At 54.0% G+C, this 17,355-nt stretch carries 17 protein-coding genes; 12 read left to right on the forward strand and 5 right to left on the reverse strand.

Annotation, left to right across the window (positions count from 1 at the left end):
- Positions 1-109: 109 nt before the first annotated feature.
- From gyrA to dnaN, 5 genes are all read right to left on the reverse strand, one after another.
- A complete protein-coding gene (gyrA, locus tag F8C90_RS07885) occupies positions 110-2,866 on the reverse strand; it encodes a DNA gyrase subunit A (protein WP_281350327.1) in 2,757 nt (918 codons plus the stop codon).
- Positions 2,867-2,914: 48 nt separating this feature from the next.
- Positions 2,915-4,882, reverse strand: coding sequence for a DNA topoisomerase (ATP-hydrolyzing) subunit B (gyrB, locus tag F8C90_RS07890; protein WP_211361068.1), 1,968 nt, complete (start codon positions 4,880-4,882; stop codon positions 2,915-2,917).
- A gap of 133 nt (positions 4,883-5,015) precedes the next feature.
- Positions 5,016-5,552, reverse strand: coding sequence for a pescadillo ribosomal biogenesis factor family protein (locus F8C90_RS07895; RefSeq protein ID WP_158049974.1), 537 nt, complete (start codon positions 5,550-5,552; stop codon positions 5,016-5,018).
- The gene (gene recF, locus F8C90_RS07900; RefSeq protein WP_158049975.1) at positions 5,530-6,654 is read right to left on the reverse strand and encodes a DNA replication/repair protein RecF; all 1,125 of its coding nucleotides are present in this window, start codon (positions 6,652-6,654) and stop codon (positions 5,530-5,532) included. Before recF ends, F8C90_RS07895 begins: the two co-directional genes overlap by 23 nt.
- Positions 6,651-7,787: a DNA polymerase III subunit beta gene (gene dnaN, locus F8C90_RS07905; protein ID WP_281350328.1), complete on the reverse strand. Its 1,137-nt coding sequence runs from the start codon at positions 7,785-7,787 to the stop codon at positions 6,651-6,653. Before dnaN ends, recF begins: the two co-directional genes overlap by 4 nt.
- A gap of 704 nt (positions 7,788-8,491) precedes the next feature.
- Between dnaN and F8C90_RS10960 the strand changes: the two genes are divergently transcribed.
- From F8C90_RS10960 to F8C90_RS11150, 12 genes are all read left to right on the forward strand, one after another.
- On the forward strand, positions 8,492-9,565 hold the full coding sequence (locus F8C90_RS10960; RefSeq protein WP_170264605.1) for an ATP-binding protein: 1,074 nt from the start codon (positions 8,492-8,494) through the stop codon (positions 9,563-9,565).
- Positions 9,566-9,671: 106 nt separating this feature from the next.
- A complete protein-coding gene (dnaA, locus tag F8C90_RS07915) occupies positions 9,672-11,276 on the forward strand; it encodes a chromosomal replication initiator protein DnaA (RefSeq protein ID WP_158049977.1) in 1,605 nt (534 codons plus the stop codon).
- 261 nt (positions 11,277-11,537) lie between these two features.
- Positions 11,538-11,702 carry a hypothetical protein gene (locus F8C90_RS10965; RefSeq protein WP_170264606.1) on the forward strand — a complete coding sequence of 55 codons (165 nt, stop codon included), beginning with the start codon at positions 11,538-11,540 and terminating at the stop codon, positions 11,700-11,702.
- A gap of 108 nt (positions 11,703-11,810) precedes the next feature.
- Positions 11,811-11,945: a 50S ribosomal protein L34 gene (rpmH, locus tag F8C90_RS07920; RefSeq protein ID WP_158049978.1), complete on the forward strand. Its 135-nt coding sequence runs from the start codon at positions 11,811-11,813 to the stop codon at positions 11,943-11,945.
- 12 nt (positions 11,946-11,957) lie between these two features.
- Positions 11,958-12,311: a ribonuclease P protein component gene (gene rnpA / locus F8C90_RS07925; RefSeq protein ID WP_158049979.1), complete on the forward strand. Its 354-nt coding sequence runs from the start codon at positions 11,958-11,960 to the stop codon at positions 12,309-12,311.
- A gap of 11 nt (positions 12,312-12,322) precedes the next feature.
- Entirely contained in the window at positions 12,323-12,556 is a 234-nt protein-coding gene (gene yidD / locus F8C90_RS07930) for a membrane protein insertion efficiency factor YidD (protein WP_158049987.1), read from the forward strand.
- A gap of 30 nt (positions 12,557-12,586) precedes the next feature.
- Positions 12,587-13,360: a YidC/Oxa1 family membrane protein insertase gene (locus F8C90_RS07935; protein WP_158049980.1), complete on the forward strand. Its 774-nt coding sequence runs from the start codon at positions 12,587-12,589 to the stop codon at positions 13,358-13,360.
- 29 nt (positions 13,361-13,389) lie between these two features.
- On the forward strand, positions 13,390-13,881 hold the full coding sequence (locus tag F8C90_RS07940) for a Jag family protein (protein WP_158049981.1): 492 nt from the start codon (positions 13,390-13,392) through the stop codon (positions 13,879-13,881).
- Positions 13,882-13,945: 64 nt separating this feature from the next.
- Positions 13,946-14,590, forward strand: coding sequence for a 16S rRNA (guanine(527)-N(7))-methyltransferase RsmG (rsmG, locus tag F8C90_RS07945; protein WP_158049982.1), 645 nt, complete (start codon positions 13,946-13,948; stop codon positions 14,588-14,590).
- 208 nt (positions 14,591-14,798) lie between these two features.
- Positions 14,799-15,659 (forward strand): ParA family protein, encoded by an 861-nt coding sequence (locus F8C90_RS07950; protein ID WP_425481731.1) that lies wholly within the window; start codon positions 14,799-14,801, stop codon positions 15,657-15,659.
- Complete coding sequence (locus F8C90_RS07955) at positions 15,652-16,749, forward strand: ParB/RepB/Spo0J family partition protein (RefSeq protein WP_158049984.1); 1,098 nt, start codon at positions 15,652-15,654, stop codon at positions 16,747-16,749. Before F8C90_RS07950 ends, F8C90_RS07955 begins: the two co-directional genes overlap by 8 nt.
- 208 nt (positions 16,750-16,957) lie before the next feature.
- Positions 16,958-17,206 (forward strand): hypothetical protein, encoded by a 249-nt coding sequence (locus F8C90_RS11150; protein ID WP_158049985.1) that lies wholly within the window; start codon positions 16,958-16,960, stop codon positions 17,204-17,206.
- The last annotated feature ends 149 nt before the right edge of the window (positions 17,207-17,355 follow it).

Raw genomic sequence — 17,355 nt, forward strand, 5'->3', positions numbered from 1 at the left:
GCGACAGGGGCCCTTCGCTGCGTCCCGAAAACAAAAGAGGGGGCTTACAGCCTGCCAGCCGTAAGCCCCCTCGCTAACAACTTATAACGCTTGAGCGCCGCACCTGCGCCTAATCGAGGTCGTCTTCGCCAAGCTCCCCTTCATCGGCCAGCTCAATCTCGTCGATGTCGTCGACGTCGTCTCCCTCGGCCTTCTGGTCGCGCTTCTTCTTGCCAGTGCTCGAGATGGCGACAGCCGTCACGCGATCCTTGTCCGCGACATTCATCACGCGAACGCCTTGCGTCGAGCGTCCAAGCTCGGAGATTCCGCTCACCGGAGTGCGAACAACGACGCCCTCCTCGGAAATGATCATAATCTCGTCGTTGGGTTTCACGATCTTCATCACCGAGAGCAAACCCTTCTTGTCAGTCATTGTGATGGTGAACACGCCCTGACCGCCGCGATGGTGCTCGGGATACTCATCGATCGAGGTGCGCTTGCCGTAGCCCTTCTCCGTAATCACGAACAGGTCGCTTCCCGGCTTGGCAATCTCCATGCCAAGCACATGCGCGTCAGCAGGCACTGTCATACCCTTCACGCCCATGGTGTCGCGGCCCATGGCGCGCACTTCGCCCTCGCTCCACATGATGGCCTTGCCGGCGCTCGAGACCATGATGACCTTCTCACCGACTGCCACCCGGCGAACGCTAATCAGCTGGTCGCCCTCTTTCAGGTTGATGGCGATGAGTCCGTCACGGCGTGTGCGGTCGTAGAGGTCCATCGAGGTCTTCTTCACCATGCCATGCTCAGTGGCGAACATGAGATATTCGTCCTCTGGAAAGTCCTTCGTCGCAATGACGGCGGAAATTGTCTCGCCCTTTTGCAGAGGCAGCAGGTTCACGATTGCAGTGCCGCGAGCGTGGCGCGATGCCTCGGGAAGCTCATACACCTTCAGGCGATATACCTTGCCCGCAGTCGAGAAGAACAGCATGTAGGAATGCGTCGAGGCGACGAACAGGTGCTCGACGTAGTCGTTGTCCTTCAGGCTCACGCCCTGCATGCCCTTGCCGCCGCGCTTCTGCTGGCGATAAGTGGTCACGGGAAGACGCTTCACGTAGCCCGCCTTCGTCATGGTGACGACCACGTTTTCCTCGGCAATCAGGTCCTCGACGTCGATATCCTTCGCGTCACCTGAAAGCTGCGTCTTGCGCGGGGTGCCGAACTTCTTTTTGATTTCCTGCAGCTCGTCTTTGATGATCTGCTTGAGCAGGCCCTCGTCCTCGAGCACGCGCTTGTAGTACGCAATCTTCTCGCGAAGGTCGGCCAGCTCCTGCTCGATCTTCTCGCGCTCCAAGCCGGTCAGACGGCGCAGGCGCATCTCCAAGATAGCGTCGGTCTGCTTCTTTGATAGCCCGAAACGCTCGGTCAAGCGCGCTCCCGCCTCTTTGTCGGTCTGGGACGAGCGAATGATATGGATGACCTCGTCGATGTTGTCGAGCGCGATGATGTAGCCATCGAGGATGTGAGCGCGCTCCTCGGCCTTCTTCAATTCGAAGCGCGTCCTGCGCTCGATGACTTCCTTTTGATGCTCAATGTAGTAGAAGAGCATTTCCTTCAAGGAAAGCACGCGGGGCACACCGTCGACGAGCGCCAGCATAATTACGCCGAAACCCACCTGCAGCTGCGTGTGCTTGTACAGCTTGTTCAGCACGACCTGGGGCAACGCATTCTGCTTCAAGTCAATTACGATGTCGATGCCATGACGGTCCGCAGCGTCGTGAATGTTGGAAATCTCGGGCAGCTTCTTGTCGCGCACGAGCTCACCGAGCTTCTCGAGCAAGCGCTTGCGGTTCACCTGGTAGGGAATCTCGCTGACCACAATCGACGATTTACCGTTCTTGCGATCCTCGATCGTGCACTTCGCGCGAACGGTAAGCGAGCCGCGGCCCGTCTCATACGCATCGAGAATGCCCTTCTTCCCCATGATGATGCCGCCGGTGGGGAAATCAGGGCCGGGCAGTGCGGTCATGAGCTCTTCGGTCGTAATATCGGGGTTGTCGAGCATCATGCAGGTGGCGTCGATCGTCTCGCCGAGATTGTGCGGCGGGATGTTCGTCGCCATGCCGACTGCGATGCCGTTTGAGCCGTTGACCAGCAGGTTCGGGAAGCGCGCGGGAAGAACCTTCGGCTCCTCGAGGCTCTCGTCGTAGTTCGGCTGGAAATCAACCGTCTCCTTGTCGAGGTCGCGCAGAAGCTCCATAGCGGCCTTGTCGAGGCGCGCCTCGGTGTAGCGCATTGCTGCTGCGGAGTCACCGTCGATCGAACCGAAGTTGCCATGGCCGTCAACCAAGGGCACGCGCATCGAAAAGGGCTGAGCAAGGCGCACCATCGTGTCGTACACTGCGGAGTCGCCGTGTGGATGGTACTTGCCGATGACGTCGCCGACGGTACGCGCCGACTTCATGTGCGGGCGGTTCGGGGTGTAGCCGGACTCGTTCATCGCGTAAAGGATGCGGCGATGAACTGGCTTCAAACCGTCGCGCACATCGGGAAGCGCTCGCGAGACAATAACGCTCATGGAGTATTCCAGGAACGATGCCTGCATCTCTTTGCCCAGGTAGGCACTGCGAACGGTCGTGCCTTCGCCGCCATTCGCGCCCTCGATAATCTCTCCGTGGGCGGTCGGCATGTCGACGAGCATCGACTGCGCGAGCTGCTCTTCAGATACTGCAGAGCCGACGGCGGGAGTGGCGGAATCTTCCTGCGATTCCTCTTCCTCGGCTTCAGCCTCAGCATCCTGCTCGGCACGGGAAAGCATCTCGTTGAACGCATCGTCGCGCTCGGGCTGCTCCCCCTCCGGCGGGGTCATGTCGTTATTTTCTGCCATTAGAATCCTTTCGAGATTTCAGGCTCAATCACCGTAAGGCACGATGCCCTAGATATCGAGGAAACGAACATCGCGGGCATGCTTCTGGATGAACTCCTTGCGCGGTTCAACCTGATCGCCCATAAGCTCGCTTACCGTGCGCTCGGCTTCGGCGGCGTCGTCGATATTGACCTGCAGAAGCGTGCGCGTCGCGGGCTCCATCGTGGTTTCCCACAGCTGCTCGGGGTCCATCTCGCCCAAACCCTTGTAGCGTTGGACGTCAAACTTTTCCGAACCACCCATTTCGGCGAGCGTCTCCGAAAGCGCGTTCTCATCGTAGATGTAGCGCTCGATCTTCGTAGAACGCGAATTTTTCTTCTTCACGCCGAAAATCGGCGGGCAGGCAATGTAGACGTAGCCGCGATTGATGAGCTCAGGCATATAACGATAGAAGAACGTGAGCAGCAGGATGCGGATGTGCGCGCCGTCGACATCGGCATCGGTCATGATGATGATGCGGTGGTAGCGCGCCTGATCGGCATCGAAATCTTCCCCAATGTTCGTGCCGATTGCCGTGATGAGAGAGCTAATCGTCTCGCTTGAAAGCGAACGGTGAAGGCCTGCGCGCTCGACGTTCAAAATCTTGCCACGAAGCGGCAGAATTGCCTGCGTTTTGCGGTCGCGCGCCTGCTTGGCGCTGCCACCTGCGGAATCGCCCTCTACGATGAAGATTTCGGAATCTTCTGCCTTCTTAGAAGAACAGTCTGCAAGCTTGCCCGGCAGCGCGAACGAGTCGAGCACGTTCTTGCGGCGTGTCATCTCGCGAGCCTTGCGAGCAGCTTCGCGGGCCTTCAGAGCCTGCGTCGCCTTCCCGATGATCTTCTTGGCAGGGGAGGGGTTCTCCTCCAGATATTCTGCAAGGCCCTGGGTCACGGCGTTTTGCACGAGCGGGCGAATCTCGGTGTTGCCGAGCTTCGTTTTCGTCTGCCCCTCGAACTGCGGGTCATGCAGCTTCACGGAGATAATCGCCGCCAAGCCCTCGCGCGTATCGTCGCCCGAGAGGTTGGAATCCTTCTCCTTCAAAATGCTCTTGCTGCGCGCATAGTCGTTGATGGTACGCGTCACGGCCTGCTTGAAGCCGTCGAGGTGCGTGCCACCCTCGTGCGTGTTGATGTTGTTGGCAAAAGCCATGACAGAGTTCGTCGAATAGGATGTCGACCACTGCATGGCCACTTCCACCGTTCCGTCGGCATTTTCGGCCGAGAAATAAATAGGCTCGTTGAGCGTTTCCTTGCCCTTGTTCAGGTACTTGACGAAGTCGATGATGCCGCCCATGAACTGGAACACTTCCGTGCGCGGCTCGGCGGCCTTCCCGGAAATAACCTCACTCGGGTTCTCGCGCTCATCGTGCATCGTAATCTTGAGGCCCTTGTTTAAAAACGCCATCTCGCGGAAGCGTGCCGCGAGCGTGTCGTAATCGTACACCGTGGTTTCCGCGAAGATTTCGGGGTCAGGCCAGAACGTGACCTTCGTTCCCGTGCGGTCCGCTGCTCCAATCTCATGGAGCTTCGTCTTCGTGCGACCGTGGTCAAAATCGATCTCATATTCTTTTCCGTCGCGCCTCACATTGACCTCGACGCGCGAGGAGAGCGCATTAACGACGGACACGCCGACGCCGTGCAAACCACCCGAGACCTTATACCCCTCGCCGCCGAACTTGCCGCCAGCATGGAGAATCGTCAGAACGACCTCAACCGTCGGAATCTTCTCCTTCGGATGCATGTCTACCGGGATACCGCGGCCGTTGTCGGCTACCGTGATCGAGTTATCGGGATGAATCCATACCTCGATGGAGTCGCAATAGCCGGCAAGCGCTTCGTCGACGGCGTTGTCGACGACCTCGTACACCAGATGATGCAGGCCGCGCGGGCCCGTAGAGCCGATATACATACCAGGGCGCTTGCGCACCGCTTCGAGACCTTCGAGGACTTGAATGTCAGAACCATCGTAGTGATCGGGTTTGTTAACCACTGACATGCTCCTTTTCGGTACGTTTGGAAGATGCTTCGCGCAGAACGCGAACTGACCTATTGTACCATAGAAGAATAAAACGAAGCGTTTGAGCGGTCTCTAAGGCCTTCTAACGGATGATTCTGCATTTTTTCGCCATTTATGACCTTTCACCCTTCTTCCATTCCCTGTCGGTTACCATCGCCTTTTCCAGCGCGCGCCTGAGCGAAGGGTTCTCCACAGATGACACCATCTGCTCAACTTCGGTTTTTTCCTCGGGAGAAAGCGGAACCGAGCGGGAACTTTCAGACTTCGTTTCGCACACATCCCTGTAAGGATGGCGCTTGCGCATGTCAAAACGGGAAGGGTAGGTCTTGAACTCGTCTATCCTCTCGCCGAAGCGCTCATGGAGCCGAAGCATGATCAGATGCTGCCGACAGTGGACATCCGAACGGAAGTTTCCATCGTCCATATACACATACAGCGAGCGGATTCCTTCTTCTTCTTTTATATAGACAGCGTTCACGTGGTCGAGGACGTAGGGAGCATTCTCCTTGTATACATACTCGATTGCATCTTTCCACATCGTGCGAACCTCGGCGGCCCGGCGAGCGATGAGCGTCTTCTCATCAGTCGGCAGCGAACTGAACAGACGCGCCATTTCTTTCCCAATCCTAGCCACGTTTAGCCTCCTCACCCAACTGCACGACACTCGCATTTTTGAGAAGGGAATCATCGAAGTAGGCAAGGTTCGCCGTCGTGATGAACGTCTGCATGTCTCCAGAAATGAATTCCACCAGTGCATGTCGTCTATGCTCGTCGAGTTCGCTCATCACATCATCGAGAAGGAGCACCGGCTTCTGGCTGAGCATATCCTCGATAATCGACGCCTCGGCAAGCTTGCAAGCAAGGACAATAGAGCGTTGCTGCCCCTGACTTCCATAGTTTCCCGCATTCTTTCCCTCGATGTAAAAACCAATCTCGTCGGAATGAGGCCCAACGACGCTCTTTCGGCGGGCTAATTCCTCGCCACGGCGCGCTTCAAGGGCAGAAGTGAGCGCATCGCGCGCCTCATCTCGAGAAAACGAGGCAACTCCGCACGGTGTTTCACGTGAAACAGGAGCCATCCAGGAAGGAACATACGTCACTTGCAGCTTCTCACCTTGCGCGATGTCGGCGTAGCGGCGGGAAATTTCTGGCGCAAGCTTCGCGAACAAAGCCGCGCGATAGCACGCAAGCTGTGCACCGCAGGTCACCAGCGTCTCGTTGATACTGTCGATGAGCGCAACCTGGGCTTCCTCTTTCAGGAGCCTGTTCTTGTAGCGAATGACCTTCTCGTAATCTTTCTTAATAAGGTAGTGATTCGGCGAGAGCTGCGACCCCAAAGCATCGATTGCGGTGCGCCGGACGCTCATCGAACCTTTCACCAAGTCAAGATCATCCGGCGTGAAAGACACGGAAGGGATGAGCCCCTTCAAATCAGCAGGCCGTCGTGCTTTGCCATTCAACGTGTACTTCCGCTTATGGCTTTCAAGCAGCATAACAATATCGAGGACCCGATCGTCTCCTGTCACGCGCGCCTCAGCGCGGGCATACCTTTCCCCATGCTTTATTACCTGGTCGATGAGCGGATGGCGAAACGAGGAAAGCGCCGTCATAAGCTGAATTCCCTCGACAATGTTCGTCTTCCCGACCGCATTCGGTCCCACGAACAAGGTGAGCGCCCCGATATCGTTCAGCTCGAAGCGCTCGTAATTGCGAAAGTTAGTAAACCCTATATGCTCGATGGACAGCGTCACGAGATGCGCACCGGCATGACAAGATACAGGAAGTTCTCAGGGGCTTCCGCCTTGAAGATACCCGGTTCACGGGAGGTTCCCACCTCCAGATACACCGAATCACTCGAAACCGACGAAAGGCCGTCGAGCACGTAGGCGAAGTTGAAGGCGATTTCCGCGTCGTCACCCTCGATGGAGCAGGAAAGCGTCTCCTGAGCGGATCCGACGTCCTGGGAAGCGGCGGACAGCTGAACCGTCTGAGATGCCGCATTCAAATCGAACTTAATCGGCGTGGAAGAAGAACCAAGAAGAGACGTTCTCTTCACCGCCGCGACGAGGTGGCTGACGTCGATCTTCGCGCGCGTCCCATGCTTCCCCGAAAGCAGCTGTTTGTAATTGGGGAAATTGCCCTCGATTCGACGGTTGATGAAAACGGTGCCCTCGCAGCTGACAAGAATCTGATTTTCGGCGAGTGCGATTTGTACGTTAGACTCAGTTTTTGGCAAGGACGCAATATCCTGCAAAAACGAGCCGGAAATCACCGCCTCGAATTCATCGGCGGCAGAATCAGAGAGCTCCACCTCGGCCAAGGCCAAACGATACGAGTCGGTCGCAACCATCTTGAAATGGTTCTCCTCGAGCGTCACCAAAGCACCGGTGAGAATCGCGCGGCTTTCATCTTTCGAGACGGCACGCGCAACCTTTTTAACCATCGCAGCAAATTTTGTAAAGGGAACCTCAATGCGCTGCGAGGCCTCCACGTGGGGAAAACCAGGGAAATCCTCATAGTTGAGCGCCTTGATCGAAAACGAGGAACTATCGCAGGTGATGAGCGCATTCTCTTCGTCTGCCTCAACATGGACTGCGGCGTCGGGCAGGTTTTTCACGATGTCGGAGAACAACTTGCCGGGAACAACTGCCTTACCCTCCTCTTCCACGAGTGCAGCCGTCGAATACTGGATGGAAAGCTCAAGGTCGGTCGCCTGGAGAACGAGCGAGTCACCCGTTGCCTCGAGCAAGATACCGGAGAGAACGGGCAGAGTCGAGCGGGTGGACACACCTTTAATAACAATTGCGAGGGCATTCTGGAGTTCGCTTTTGCTGATGCTTAATTTCAAGGAAACCTTCTCTCTTTCTTTTCTGCTGCGCGTCATTATACAGGCTCGAGCAGGCGCGGATAATCTTCAACTGAAAGCATCCGAAAATTCAAAGCTCTCTTTCACCCAACTCCTTTTTTCACCTCGCTGAAAGGTGAAAAATTGGCTTTTCCCTTTCATTTTTATCCACAATTCCTTCTCATACATCGTTTTCCACCAGATAAGGCTCTTCCCGTTGTGGAAAATGTTGAAAAACGGGCATTCATGCATAAAGAGCTGTGGAAAAGTCGTAATTTACCTCATTTTTATGTAGTTTCCTATCTTTAATTGCTCAACGTTTGCGACCTGGTGTTTTATAAAGAAACAAGATGTTGACCAGGTCGTTTATTAATTCACAACCGAAGGAGAGCATTCTCAATTCCCTCCTTTGAAGGATCAAAAATCATTCACCTGGGGTTTTGATTTTACGCGCGCCTTTCATCAGGCAAAACCGATTTTTTTTCTCAAGTCAATGAAAATTTCAACAATCCTCTTTCTCAACTTTTTGTTTTCCACCGTGCTTTTTCAGAGTTTTCAACTTTTATTGAATGAATTGTTAAAAAGTCTGAAAGCACCTCGTAGATTTCCCCAATTCTTTCAACCGAAAGTGAATTTCTTTCTTTCTCAACCAAGAAATGGGCAGGTGGTCTTCTTTCATTGTTGAAAAAAGGCTACAATTCATCTGAATAAAACTAAAAACGCTGAATAAATGGAACACGGTTTTGGAAAAAACGAACAACACCCCACATGACGAGCCAATGACCCAGCCCGAAGGCGAGGGGTCCTACGATTACACCTTCGTGACGTCGGTCGCTCGAATCGCACTTTACGACGATTTGCGCAGCGCGCCGCGCGTGACCGAGATAATGCCGGCATCCACGCCCGACTACATCGAGGCGCTCGCGTCGACCATCTACAATCAAGCGAAACAAGCAGGGGGATCGATTCCCTATACCGTAGTGCGCGAAGTGTCGGAAAACTTCATCCACGCTCGCTTCACCGAGATCATCGTCTCCATCCTCGATGGGGGAAACACCATTCGCTTCGCCGACCAGGGACCGGGCATCAGCGACAAGAAGAAGGCCCAGTTGCCAGGATTCTCCTCAGCGGTCGAACCGATGAAGGGATACATCCGCGGCGTCGGGTCGGGCCTTCCGATCGTATGCGATTATCTGGACTTCACCCATGGTTCCATCTCGATCGACGACAACATCGGACAGGGAACCGTCGTCACCATCAGTATGAATGGCGAGGCGGACGCCGGCGATGGCGAAGAGCACGCGCAAGTGGAGCTTCCCGTGGGCAAATACGCGCCCAAGGAGGACCAATTCGTCGCAGAACGAATCGACCCCGGCACCGTACTACCCACGCAACCCGTGCAACAACCTATGCAGCAGCCCATGCAACAACCGGTGGCGCCGTACTACCCGCAGCAGGGGTATGTTCCCCAAGTTGTTCCCACATATGCGCAGATACCTGCCCAACCTTACCTGCAGCAGGTCACGCCCCAGGTCATGCAACCAGTTGTTAACGCTTACCAGCAGCCTTACACCCAGCCGCAGCCCCGTTCGTACGCGGCGCCCGCCCTCAATCCGCGAGAGAAGGCATTCCTCAACGCTCTGCTCGCCGAAGGCCCGCTTGGCGTGACCGACCTCGTCAGGCTCACGAGCACACCTCAAGCAACCGTTTACACCACGCTCAAGAAGCTCCAGGAGGAAGGTCTCATCGAGATGGTTCCTGGGCAGAAGAAGCGAACGCTCACGGCATTCGGCATGGAAATAGCCGAGACAATGTAGCCTGCACTTCATCTGGATTACCTTCGCATGCCGCGCGCGAAACGGTCACGCGCGGCGTTTTTTTGTATACAATTGCAGATACTTCGAATAGGCTCGGGAGACTTATATGGACAGCTCTGAACTCAACCATAATTGGAACAACGTTTGCGAACAGGTGAAGACGTACAACAACGTCGACGCATCGCAGGTCAACGCCTTTTTCTCGCGTCTCGTTCCCCAGGCGATGAGCGAGGGTTTTCTGATGCTTACAGCCGATAACGACTTCATCAAGTCGTGGGTCGAGCAGCATTACCTCGAAATCATCAAACAGGCGCTGAATGATCTTTTCCACGTGCCTTTCAACGTCATCCTCGCTGTAGACGCAGCATCGGCTGCACCCGCGGTGGCGCCGTCAAACCCTCAGACAACCACCCGCGAGCCTCAGAGCGCTCCTGCGAGCCCGGCAACAATGCCCCCAAGTGCTGCCGTTGCCCCCGCACACGAATATTCACCGACGACCGTCTCGTCCTTTCCTTCGGGTGACCAGTCTCAAATCGCACAACCTCAACCAGAGCAAGAACGACGATCGGCTCTCGACGATCATTTCGAATCGTCCTTGGTCGAGCATAGCGCAGAGGAGCAGCCGCCCGCACCCACGACCCCTCACAAACGCGCGGAGGGGCCTGCCTCCCTCACTTTCGAGAACTTCGTCATCGGCGACTCCAACCGAATGGCCTACTCGATGGCTGTCGATGTCGCGGAAACTCCCGGCAAGATGCACCTCAATCCGCTTTTCATCTATGGCAAGAGCGGGCTGGGGAAAACACACCTTTTGCGCGCTATTCAAAACTATATCAACGAGACGCGACCGCAGCTGAAGGTGACCTACGTAGACTCCGCAGAGCTGCTTTCGGATTACATGGAAGCCTCTGTGGCGCACGACAAGGAGAAATCGAGCTACCGCAACTTCAAGCAGCGCTACGAGGAATCCGACGTGCTGCTTATCGACGACGTGCAATACTTCCAGGGCAAGAAACAGACGCTCGATATCGTTTTCCAAATTTTCAACAAGATGACTGACCAGGGAAAACAGGTTGTTCTTTCCGCTGACCGCGCGCCTAAAAACATTGATATCGACGAGCGTTATATCACTCGATTCAACTCCGGCGGAACCTTCGACATCCAGCCGCCCGAAATCGAGACGAAGCTCGGAATCGTGAAAAGCTTCATCGAGGAATACCGCGAAAGCGAAGGGGATCCGGCGTTTTCCATCTCGAGCGATATCCAGATGTACATCGCCGAGAACTCCAGCTCGAATATTCGCGAGCTGAAAAGCGCCGTCACCAAAATCATCTACCAGATGGCGTTCACCCACAACTCCGACTTGACGCTCGACGACGTGCGCGGCGTGCTCGAGAGCCACTTCTCCGGCGGCCCCTCGAAAAGACTTGCCGTCGCCGACATCCAACGCGAGGTGGAAAACTATTACAAGATCAGCCACAGCGATATGGTGGGGAAGAAAAGGCCACGTCATATCACCTACGCAAGGAAAATCGCGATGTACCTCTGCCGCCAGATGCTTGATTTGCCCTTCAACGACATCGGTAAGAAATTCAATCGGGATCACACGACCGTGCTGTACTCAGTAAGCGACGTCGAGAAGCAGCTCAAGGAAAGCCGCGACATGAACGAGGAAATCGAAGCGCTGAAGATGATCATTCGAGACCTGTAGAACAATCAACCATTCCCCTTTCGCCTGCTCAAACCCCTCAAAATAGTGTTAATAGCGAGGGGAATAGGGAGTTTCGAGATCAAGCAGGGGAAGGCAAGTAACCGCGCGGACTCATGACGGGCGGCACTCAGCTTCGGTCCATGCTTGAAAACCTACTCAAGAATCGGGGAAGAATCAGTAGAAAACCGACGGTTTGCAGTGGAGTGATAACGAAAGCGATAATTCACGTTGGAAAGAAGAACACGCTCTCTACCGAGGGAAATGGATGAGAATAGCGATTTCACCTGGGAAGATGCTTCTTTTTCACCAATCCCCCGCGCTTATTATCATTACAAAGAGAAACATATATACAAAGAAAAAAGGGCGAAGAATAAGAAGGGCATCATTCCGCTTGCGGGCATGCGGTTAAGCAAAGGGCCAGCTTAGTGTGAAATCTTTCTAAAAAGCTCTGTTCATCGATGGCTTCTGTGTTATATAATTCAGAAGTTACTCTGCATCCAGCTTGAATTAACAGATCATGAAAGGGATAGAGATATGAAACGTACGTATCAGCCGAACAAGCGCAAGCGTGCTAAGTGCCATGGCTTCCGTTCTCGCATGGCAACCAAGGGCGGCCGTGCCGTGCTCAAGGCTCGCCGCAACAAGGGGCGCAAGCGTCTCTGCGTGTAGCGAGGCTTTTCGTTGGATATCATTAAATCCAGCGCAGAGATCTCCGAGATGTTCTCGCGAGGAAAGCGGATTCATACTCCTTTTCTCACGATAGTCTACGCCTCGGAGAAAACAGAGGGGGCAGTGCAACACGACCTAAGGGGTCGTGTTGCTTTTATTGCAGGGAAAAAGCACGGCAACGCAGTATGGCGCAACTCTGCGAAGCGCCGCATGCGTGCCATCTGTCGAGATCTGCAAGGCCCTTGGGCGGGCTATGATGTGATATTTCTTGCAAAGTCGCCCGTCACCCGCGCTTCTTATAGTAAAGTGCTAACGGCATGCGCCAAGGTAGTCGAAGGATCAGAATTGGTCGCCAAAGGGGATTAGCCATGGTCGATATGCGCAGTACGTTGAAGGGGCTGCCGGTCAAGCTAGCTCTTCTTCTCATCAAGTTCTATCGTGCTGCCATCTCGCCGTTATTCCCTTCCTGCTGCCGATTCACGCCGACGTGTTCGGAGTACGCTCTGATTGCGTTTCGCCGCTACGGCTTCAAAAAGGGGTTTGTCCTCACTGCGAAGCGCATCTTGAAGTGCCGTCCGGGAGGGCCTTACGGATACGATCCTGTTCCGTAAGGTTCCCTTTGGTATACAGAAGGGAATACTATGTGGGATGTCATTAAGGACTGGGTCTTCGATGTAATCCAGTTCTTCTACAATGGCGTGGGCGACTGGGGTATGGCGATTATCATCATCACCATCATCTTCCGAATCATCGTTGCTCCGCTTGTTCACAAGTCGACGACTGCAAACTTCGCTATGCAGAAGGTTCAGCCGCTGCTTCAGGAGATTCAGACGAAGTTCGCCGACGATCCTGTTCGCCAGCGCGAGGAGATGCAGCGCCTTTATGCGGAGACCAAGTTCAATCCGCTTGCTGGCTGTCTCCCGATGCTCATCCAGATGCCTGTCTTCATCGCGCTGTATCAGGTGCTCTATAGCATGGTCGATCGTATGCCCGAAGGCATGACGTATCAGTTCTACCATCTCGTACCTGACCTGACGAAGAATCCGGCAACGGCGATGGGAGAGGGCGTTCTTGCCTTCATTCCCTACCTCATCCTCATGCTCGTCTTCGCGTTTGTTACCTTTGCTCCTATGCTCCTTCAGCAGAAGAATAGCAAGGACCAGAATCAAAAACGCCAGATGCTCATGATGTCCGGCATTATGTCGCTGTTCATGCTCTGGATTTCCTGGTCCGCTCCCGCAGGCGTGCTTTTGTTCTGGGGCGCTTCTTCGGTCTTCGCGGTTATTCAGCAGCAGCTCACGATGCATTTCCTGAAGAAGAAGGACGCTGAGGAAGAGGCTGTCGCTGAGGTTGCGCCGGTGAAAATCGACGTTACCCGCAAGGTGAAGAAGCCTCGTCCCACCAAGAAGCGTTAATTGTTTCACGTGAAACATGAGGAGTAGCTATGAGTGAAGATCAGATCGAAGTCACGGAAGAAGAGCTCGACGCTATCGCCGATACCGCTATTGCCGCTTTGCAGGACATCCTGAAGTATTTCAATGTTGGCGAAGTGACGATCGACGAATATGAGGGTGACGAAGGGGAACTTATCCTCGATATCACCGGTGACGATCTTGCGATACTGATTGGTCGACACGGTCGTACGCTCGATGCCCTGCAGTTTGTCGTTTCCGCCATCACTGTCCGCTCGATGGGCTTTCGTTATCCTGTTATTGTTGACGTCGAGGGGTATAAGAGCCGTCAACGTGAGAAGCTCGAATCCATCGCGCGCTCCACTGCCAATAAAGCTGCAAGCCAGCATCGCAGCGTGAAGATGCGACCGATGACTCCTTATGAGCGTCGAATCGTTCACATCGCGCTTCGAGACGATGATCGCGTCGATACCGCTTCCGAGGGCGAAGGAAGCGCCCGGCATGTGGTAGTCGTTCCCCGTTAAACTCACTTGAAGCCGGGATGTTTCGAAGAGAAGCATCCCGGCTTTTTTGTTATAAGGAGCAAGGATGGATATCATCGAGCGTTACCTTGAAGAGGTGCTTGTGGCGAACGAGACTACTAACCTCACTCGCATCGTGTCCCGCGAAAGCGCGGAAATCCTGCATATCGAAGATTCCCTTTCGGGTTTGAACTACATAAATGAGGCCCCCGGTGGGCCTTATGTCGATTTAGGCACTGGTGGAGGATTTCCTGGGGTACCGCTGGCGGTGAAAACGGGTCGAGACACCCTGCTCGTTGATTCGGTTAAAAAGAAGACCGCAATCATACAAGGGATTGTGGACAAGTTGGGTATCAGCAACGTTTCCACTTATGCGGGGCGTATTGAGGATTTGGGTCGAGAAATGCCCTCTCATTTTGCTGTCGCCACGGCGCGCGCTCTTTCGCAGCTTCCTTCTTTGATGGAGCTTGCCTCTCCGCTCCTCTTCGAGGGAGGATTGCTTATATGCTATAAATCTCATCTTTCTGACGAGGAACGAAACCACGCGCTCTCTCTTGAAGATAAGCTGGGGTTGAAGTGTATTCATGAAGATACATTCACGCTGTCGGATGGTGAAACGACTCGTTGTATGTTCGTGATGCAGAAGTTCAAGGATGCTGAAGTGAAATTGCCTCGCAAAACGGGTTTAGCTCAAAAACGTCCCTTGAAATAATCGATTCTCGCAGAATCGTTGCAGGATGTTTCACGTGAAACATCTATACTTAATTGAAGTTCAAGAAAGGGGGCTATAGGTGGGTTGGTTCGATAGTCTAAAACGTGAAAGAAAAGAAGCTCAGGCTGTCACTGAAGTTAAAGAGCCGGTTATTGAGTCGGTTCCTGCCGTGGACAACAAAGAGGAAGCGGTGGAAGAGGAATATCAGGTGATCGAAAGGGAGCCTGCTCCTCAAATTGAAGACCAGTCCCGCACGGTGCCCGTGAAAACCTACGCCGAAAAGAAGGCAGTGACCCACGTTGTGGGGCAGACCAAGGTTATTGCCATCATCAATCAAAAAGGTGGCGTTGGAAAATCAACGACGGCTATTAATCTCTCGGCAGCACTTGGGGAGATGGGAAAGCAGGTTCTTCTTATCGACCTCGACCCGCAGGGTAACTCTTCGAGCGGTTTAGGTGTTGAGAAGAACAGGGTTTCCCGCTGTATTTATGATGCGCTTCTTAACGATATTCCTCTGACCGACATCATCATTCCTGATGTGTCGAAGGGGCTCGATGTCGTTCCGGCAACAATCAATTTGGCTGGTGCCGAAGTTGAACTTGTTTCAGAAATGGCTCGCGAGAATCGCCTTAAGGACGCTATCGGTCCGATGCGCGGACGCTACGATTATGTATTCATCGACTGCCCGCCTTCACTTGGCTTGCTTACGATTAATGCACTCGTCGCTGCCGATAAGCTGCTTATTCCTATTCAGTGCGAGTTCTATGCATTGGAAGGTGTGACAAAACTTCTCGACTCGATGAAACGTGTCAAATCGCGCCTCAATCCGTCGCTCGATATCTACGGTGTTCTCCTTACGATGTCCGATAACCGCACGACGCTTTCGCGTCAGGTTTCCGATGAGGTACGTCGTTATTTTGGGAAGATTGTCTTCGAGACCTCCATCCCGCGTACGGTAAAGCTATCCGAGGCTCCCAGTTTTGGGCAGCCGATTACACAGTATGACCCGACGGGCAAAGGCGCCCAGTCATATATCGATCTAGCGAAGGAAGTGATTTCCCGTGGCTAAATCCACGAAAGGCGGCTTAGGTCGCGGACTCGATGCTCTTCTTGGCTCGTATGAGGATACCGTCAAACCTGCTCCATCTCCTGCTCCTGCAGCTCGTCCGGCTCAGGTTCCTGCTCCCTCCCAGCGTCGGTTGAAGGAGGAAGAAGTGCTCGAGCGCGAGGAGATTAACGAGACCTATCCTGAAGATAACATTCATATCAAGGGAGTTGTTCAGCGCCGTGCTGCCGTTCAAGCTTCCACTCCTGCAGCTGCGAGCGAAGTTGTCTCCCATGAACCTTCATCGCGCGTTGTGGAGAAGGTTTCGAATGAGGTTCCCATTGACTCGGTCCGCCCGAACCCCGATCAGCCTCGAACCCAATTCAAGAAGGAGGAGCTTCAGGAGCTTTCGTCCTCTATTGAGGCTCATGGTCTTCTGCAGCCCATTCTTGTGAGGAAAACGGGTGCGGACACGTATGAGATTATCGCTGGCGAGCGTCGTTGGCAGGCATGCAAGATGGCTGGCCTTAAGAAGATTCCCATCTGCATCAAAGAGGCTGATGATGATAACTCGCTTGAGCTCGCGCTCATCGAGAACATCCAGCGCTCGAATCTGAACCCCATCGAGGAAGCATACGGATATCGCCGCCTTATGGAGCGCCGCAATATGACGCAATCCGAGGTCGCGCAGGTGATGTCCAAGGGTCGTTCCACGGTGGCCAATGCACTTCGTTTGCTTGATCTTCCCGAGCGCGCCCAACAGCTGCTGTTTGAGGAGAAGATCACTGCCGGTCATGCGCGCGCCATTCTCTCCATTCCCTCGAAGGAAGGGCGCGAGAAGCTGACGCAGAAGCTTGTCGATGAGAAGCTATCGGTTCGCGAGACGGAGGCAATCGCCCGCCTGCTTTCAGGAAAGAAAGAGACGAGCGAATCTACGCCGCGCACGCCGACGCCCGCAGCGTTCAAATCGGTTGCTAAATCGCTGCGCCGCGCGTTTGGGACTAACGTTCGTGTTAAGACCGTAAAAGGTAAGAACAAGATTGAGATTGAATTCAAGGATGAAGAAGATCTTGAGCGCATCTTTAAGGAAATGACCTCTTCTAACGACCTGTAAGGCAAGATAAGACTCTTGTTTGAGTAAGGAGTCGAAAAAACTCCCTCGTCCCTTAGATTAGACGAGGGAGCTTTGTTTTTAACCCAAGCTATTGAGAAGATCTTTTCTCGAAACACAAAAAGAGAGGTTATCGACTTTTGTCGATAACCTCTCTTTTGCGCTCTTATCGTTCTTCCTATGAGATCAAGATTTGACCTTATAGGAAGAAGTGATTCAAGGGTCGCTACTTGGCTTCCCAGAGTTTCAAGTTATTGTCCGCAGCGAACTTTTCGACAGTCGTGTCCATGCCAGCCTTATGGGCAGCGTCGTAGTCCGTTGCGAATTCGACGCCCTCGAGGAAGGCATTAACGGCGGCATCTTCGAGCGTCGTCTCATAGAGGGTTACTTCAGCATACAGTCCTTCGGTGATGTCTGTGTACAGAACAACGCTCGGCTGTTTGTTCCAGGTGAAGTTTAGCGTCTTCCATGTGTAGTTACCCTGGCTAGTAGCCTTTTGCGGTACCGTCAGTCAGCGAAAGACGGTACCGCAAATCGGCTAATCACGGTACTGGCTAGCCGCTCTCCTCGTCCTTCTTACGCTTCGCGAAGTACTCGCGCATGTTCGGC

This window comes from Ellagibacter isourolithinifaciens (assembly GCF_008831035.1).
Lineage (GTDB): Bacteria > Actinomycetota > Coriobacteriia > Coriobacteriales > Eggerthellaceae > Ellagibacter > Ellagibacter isourolithinifaciens.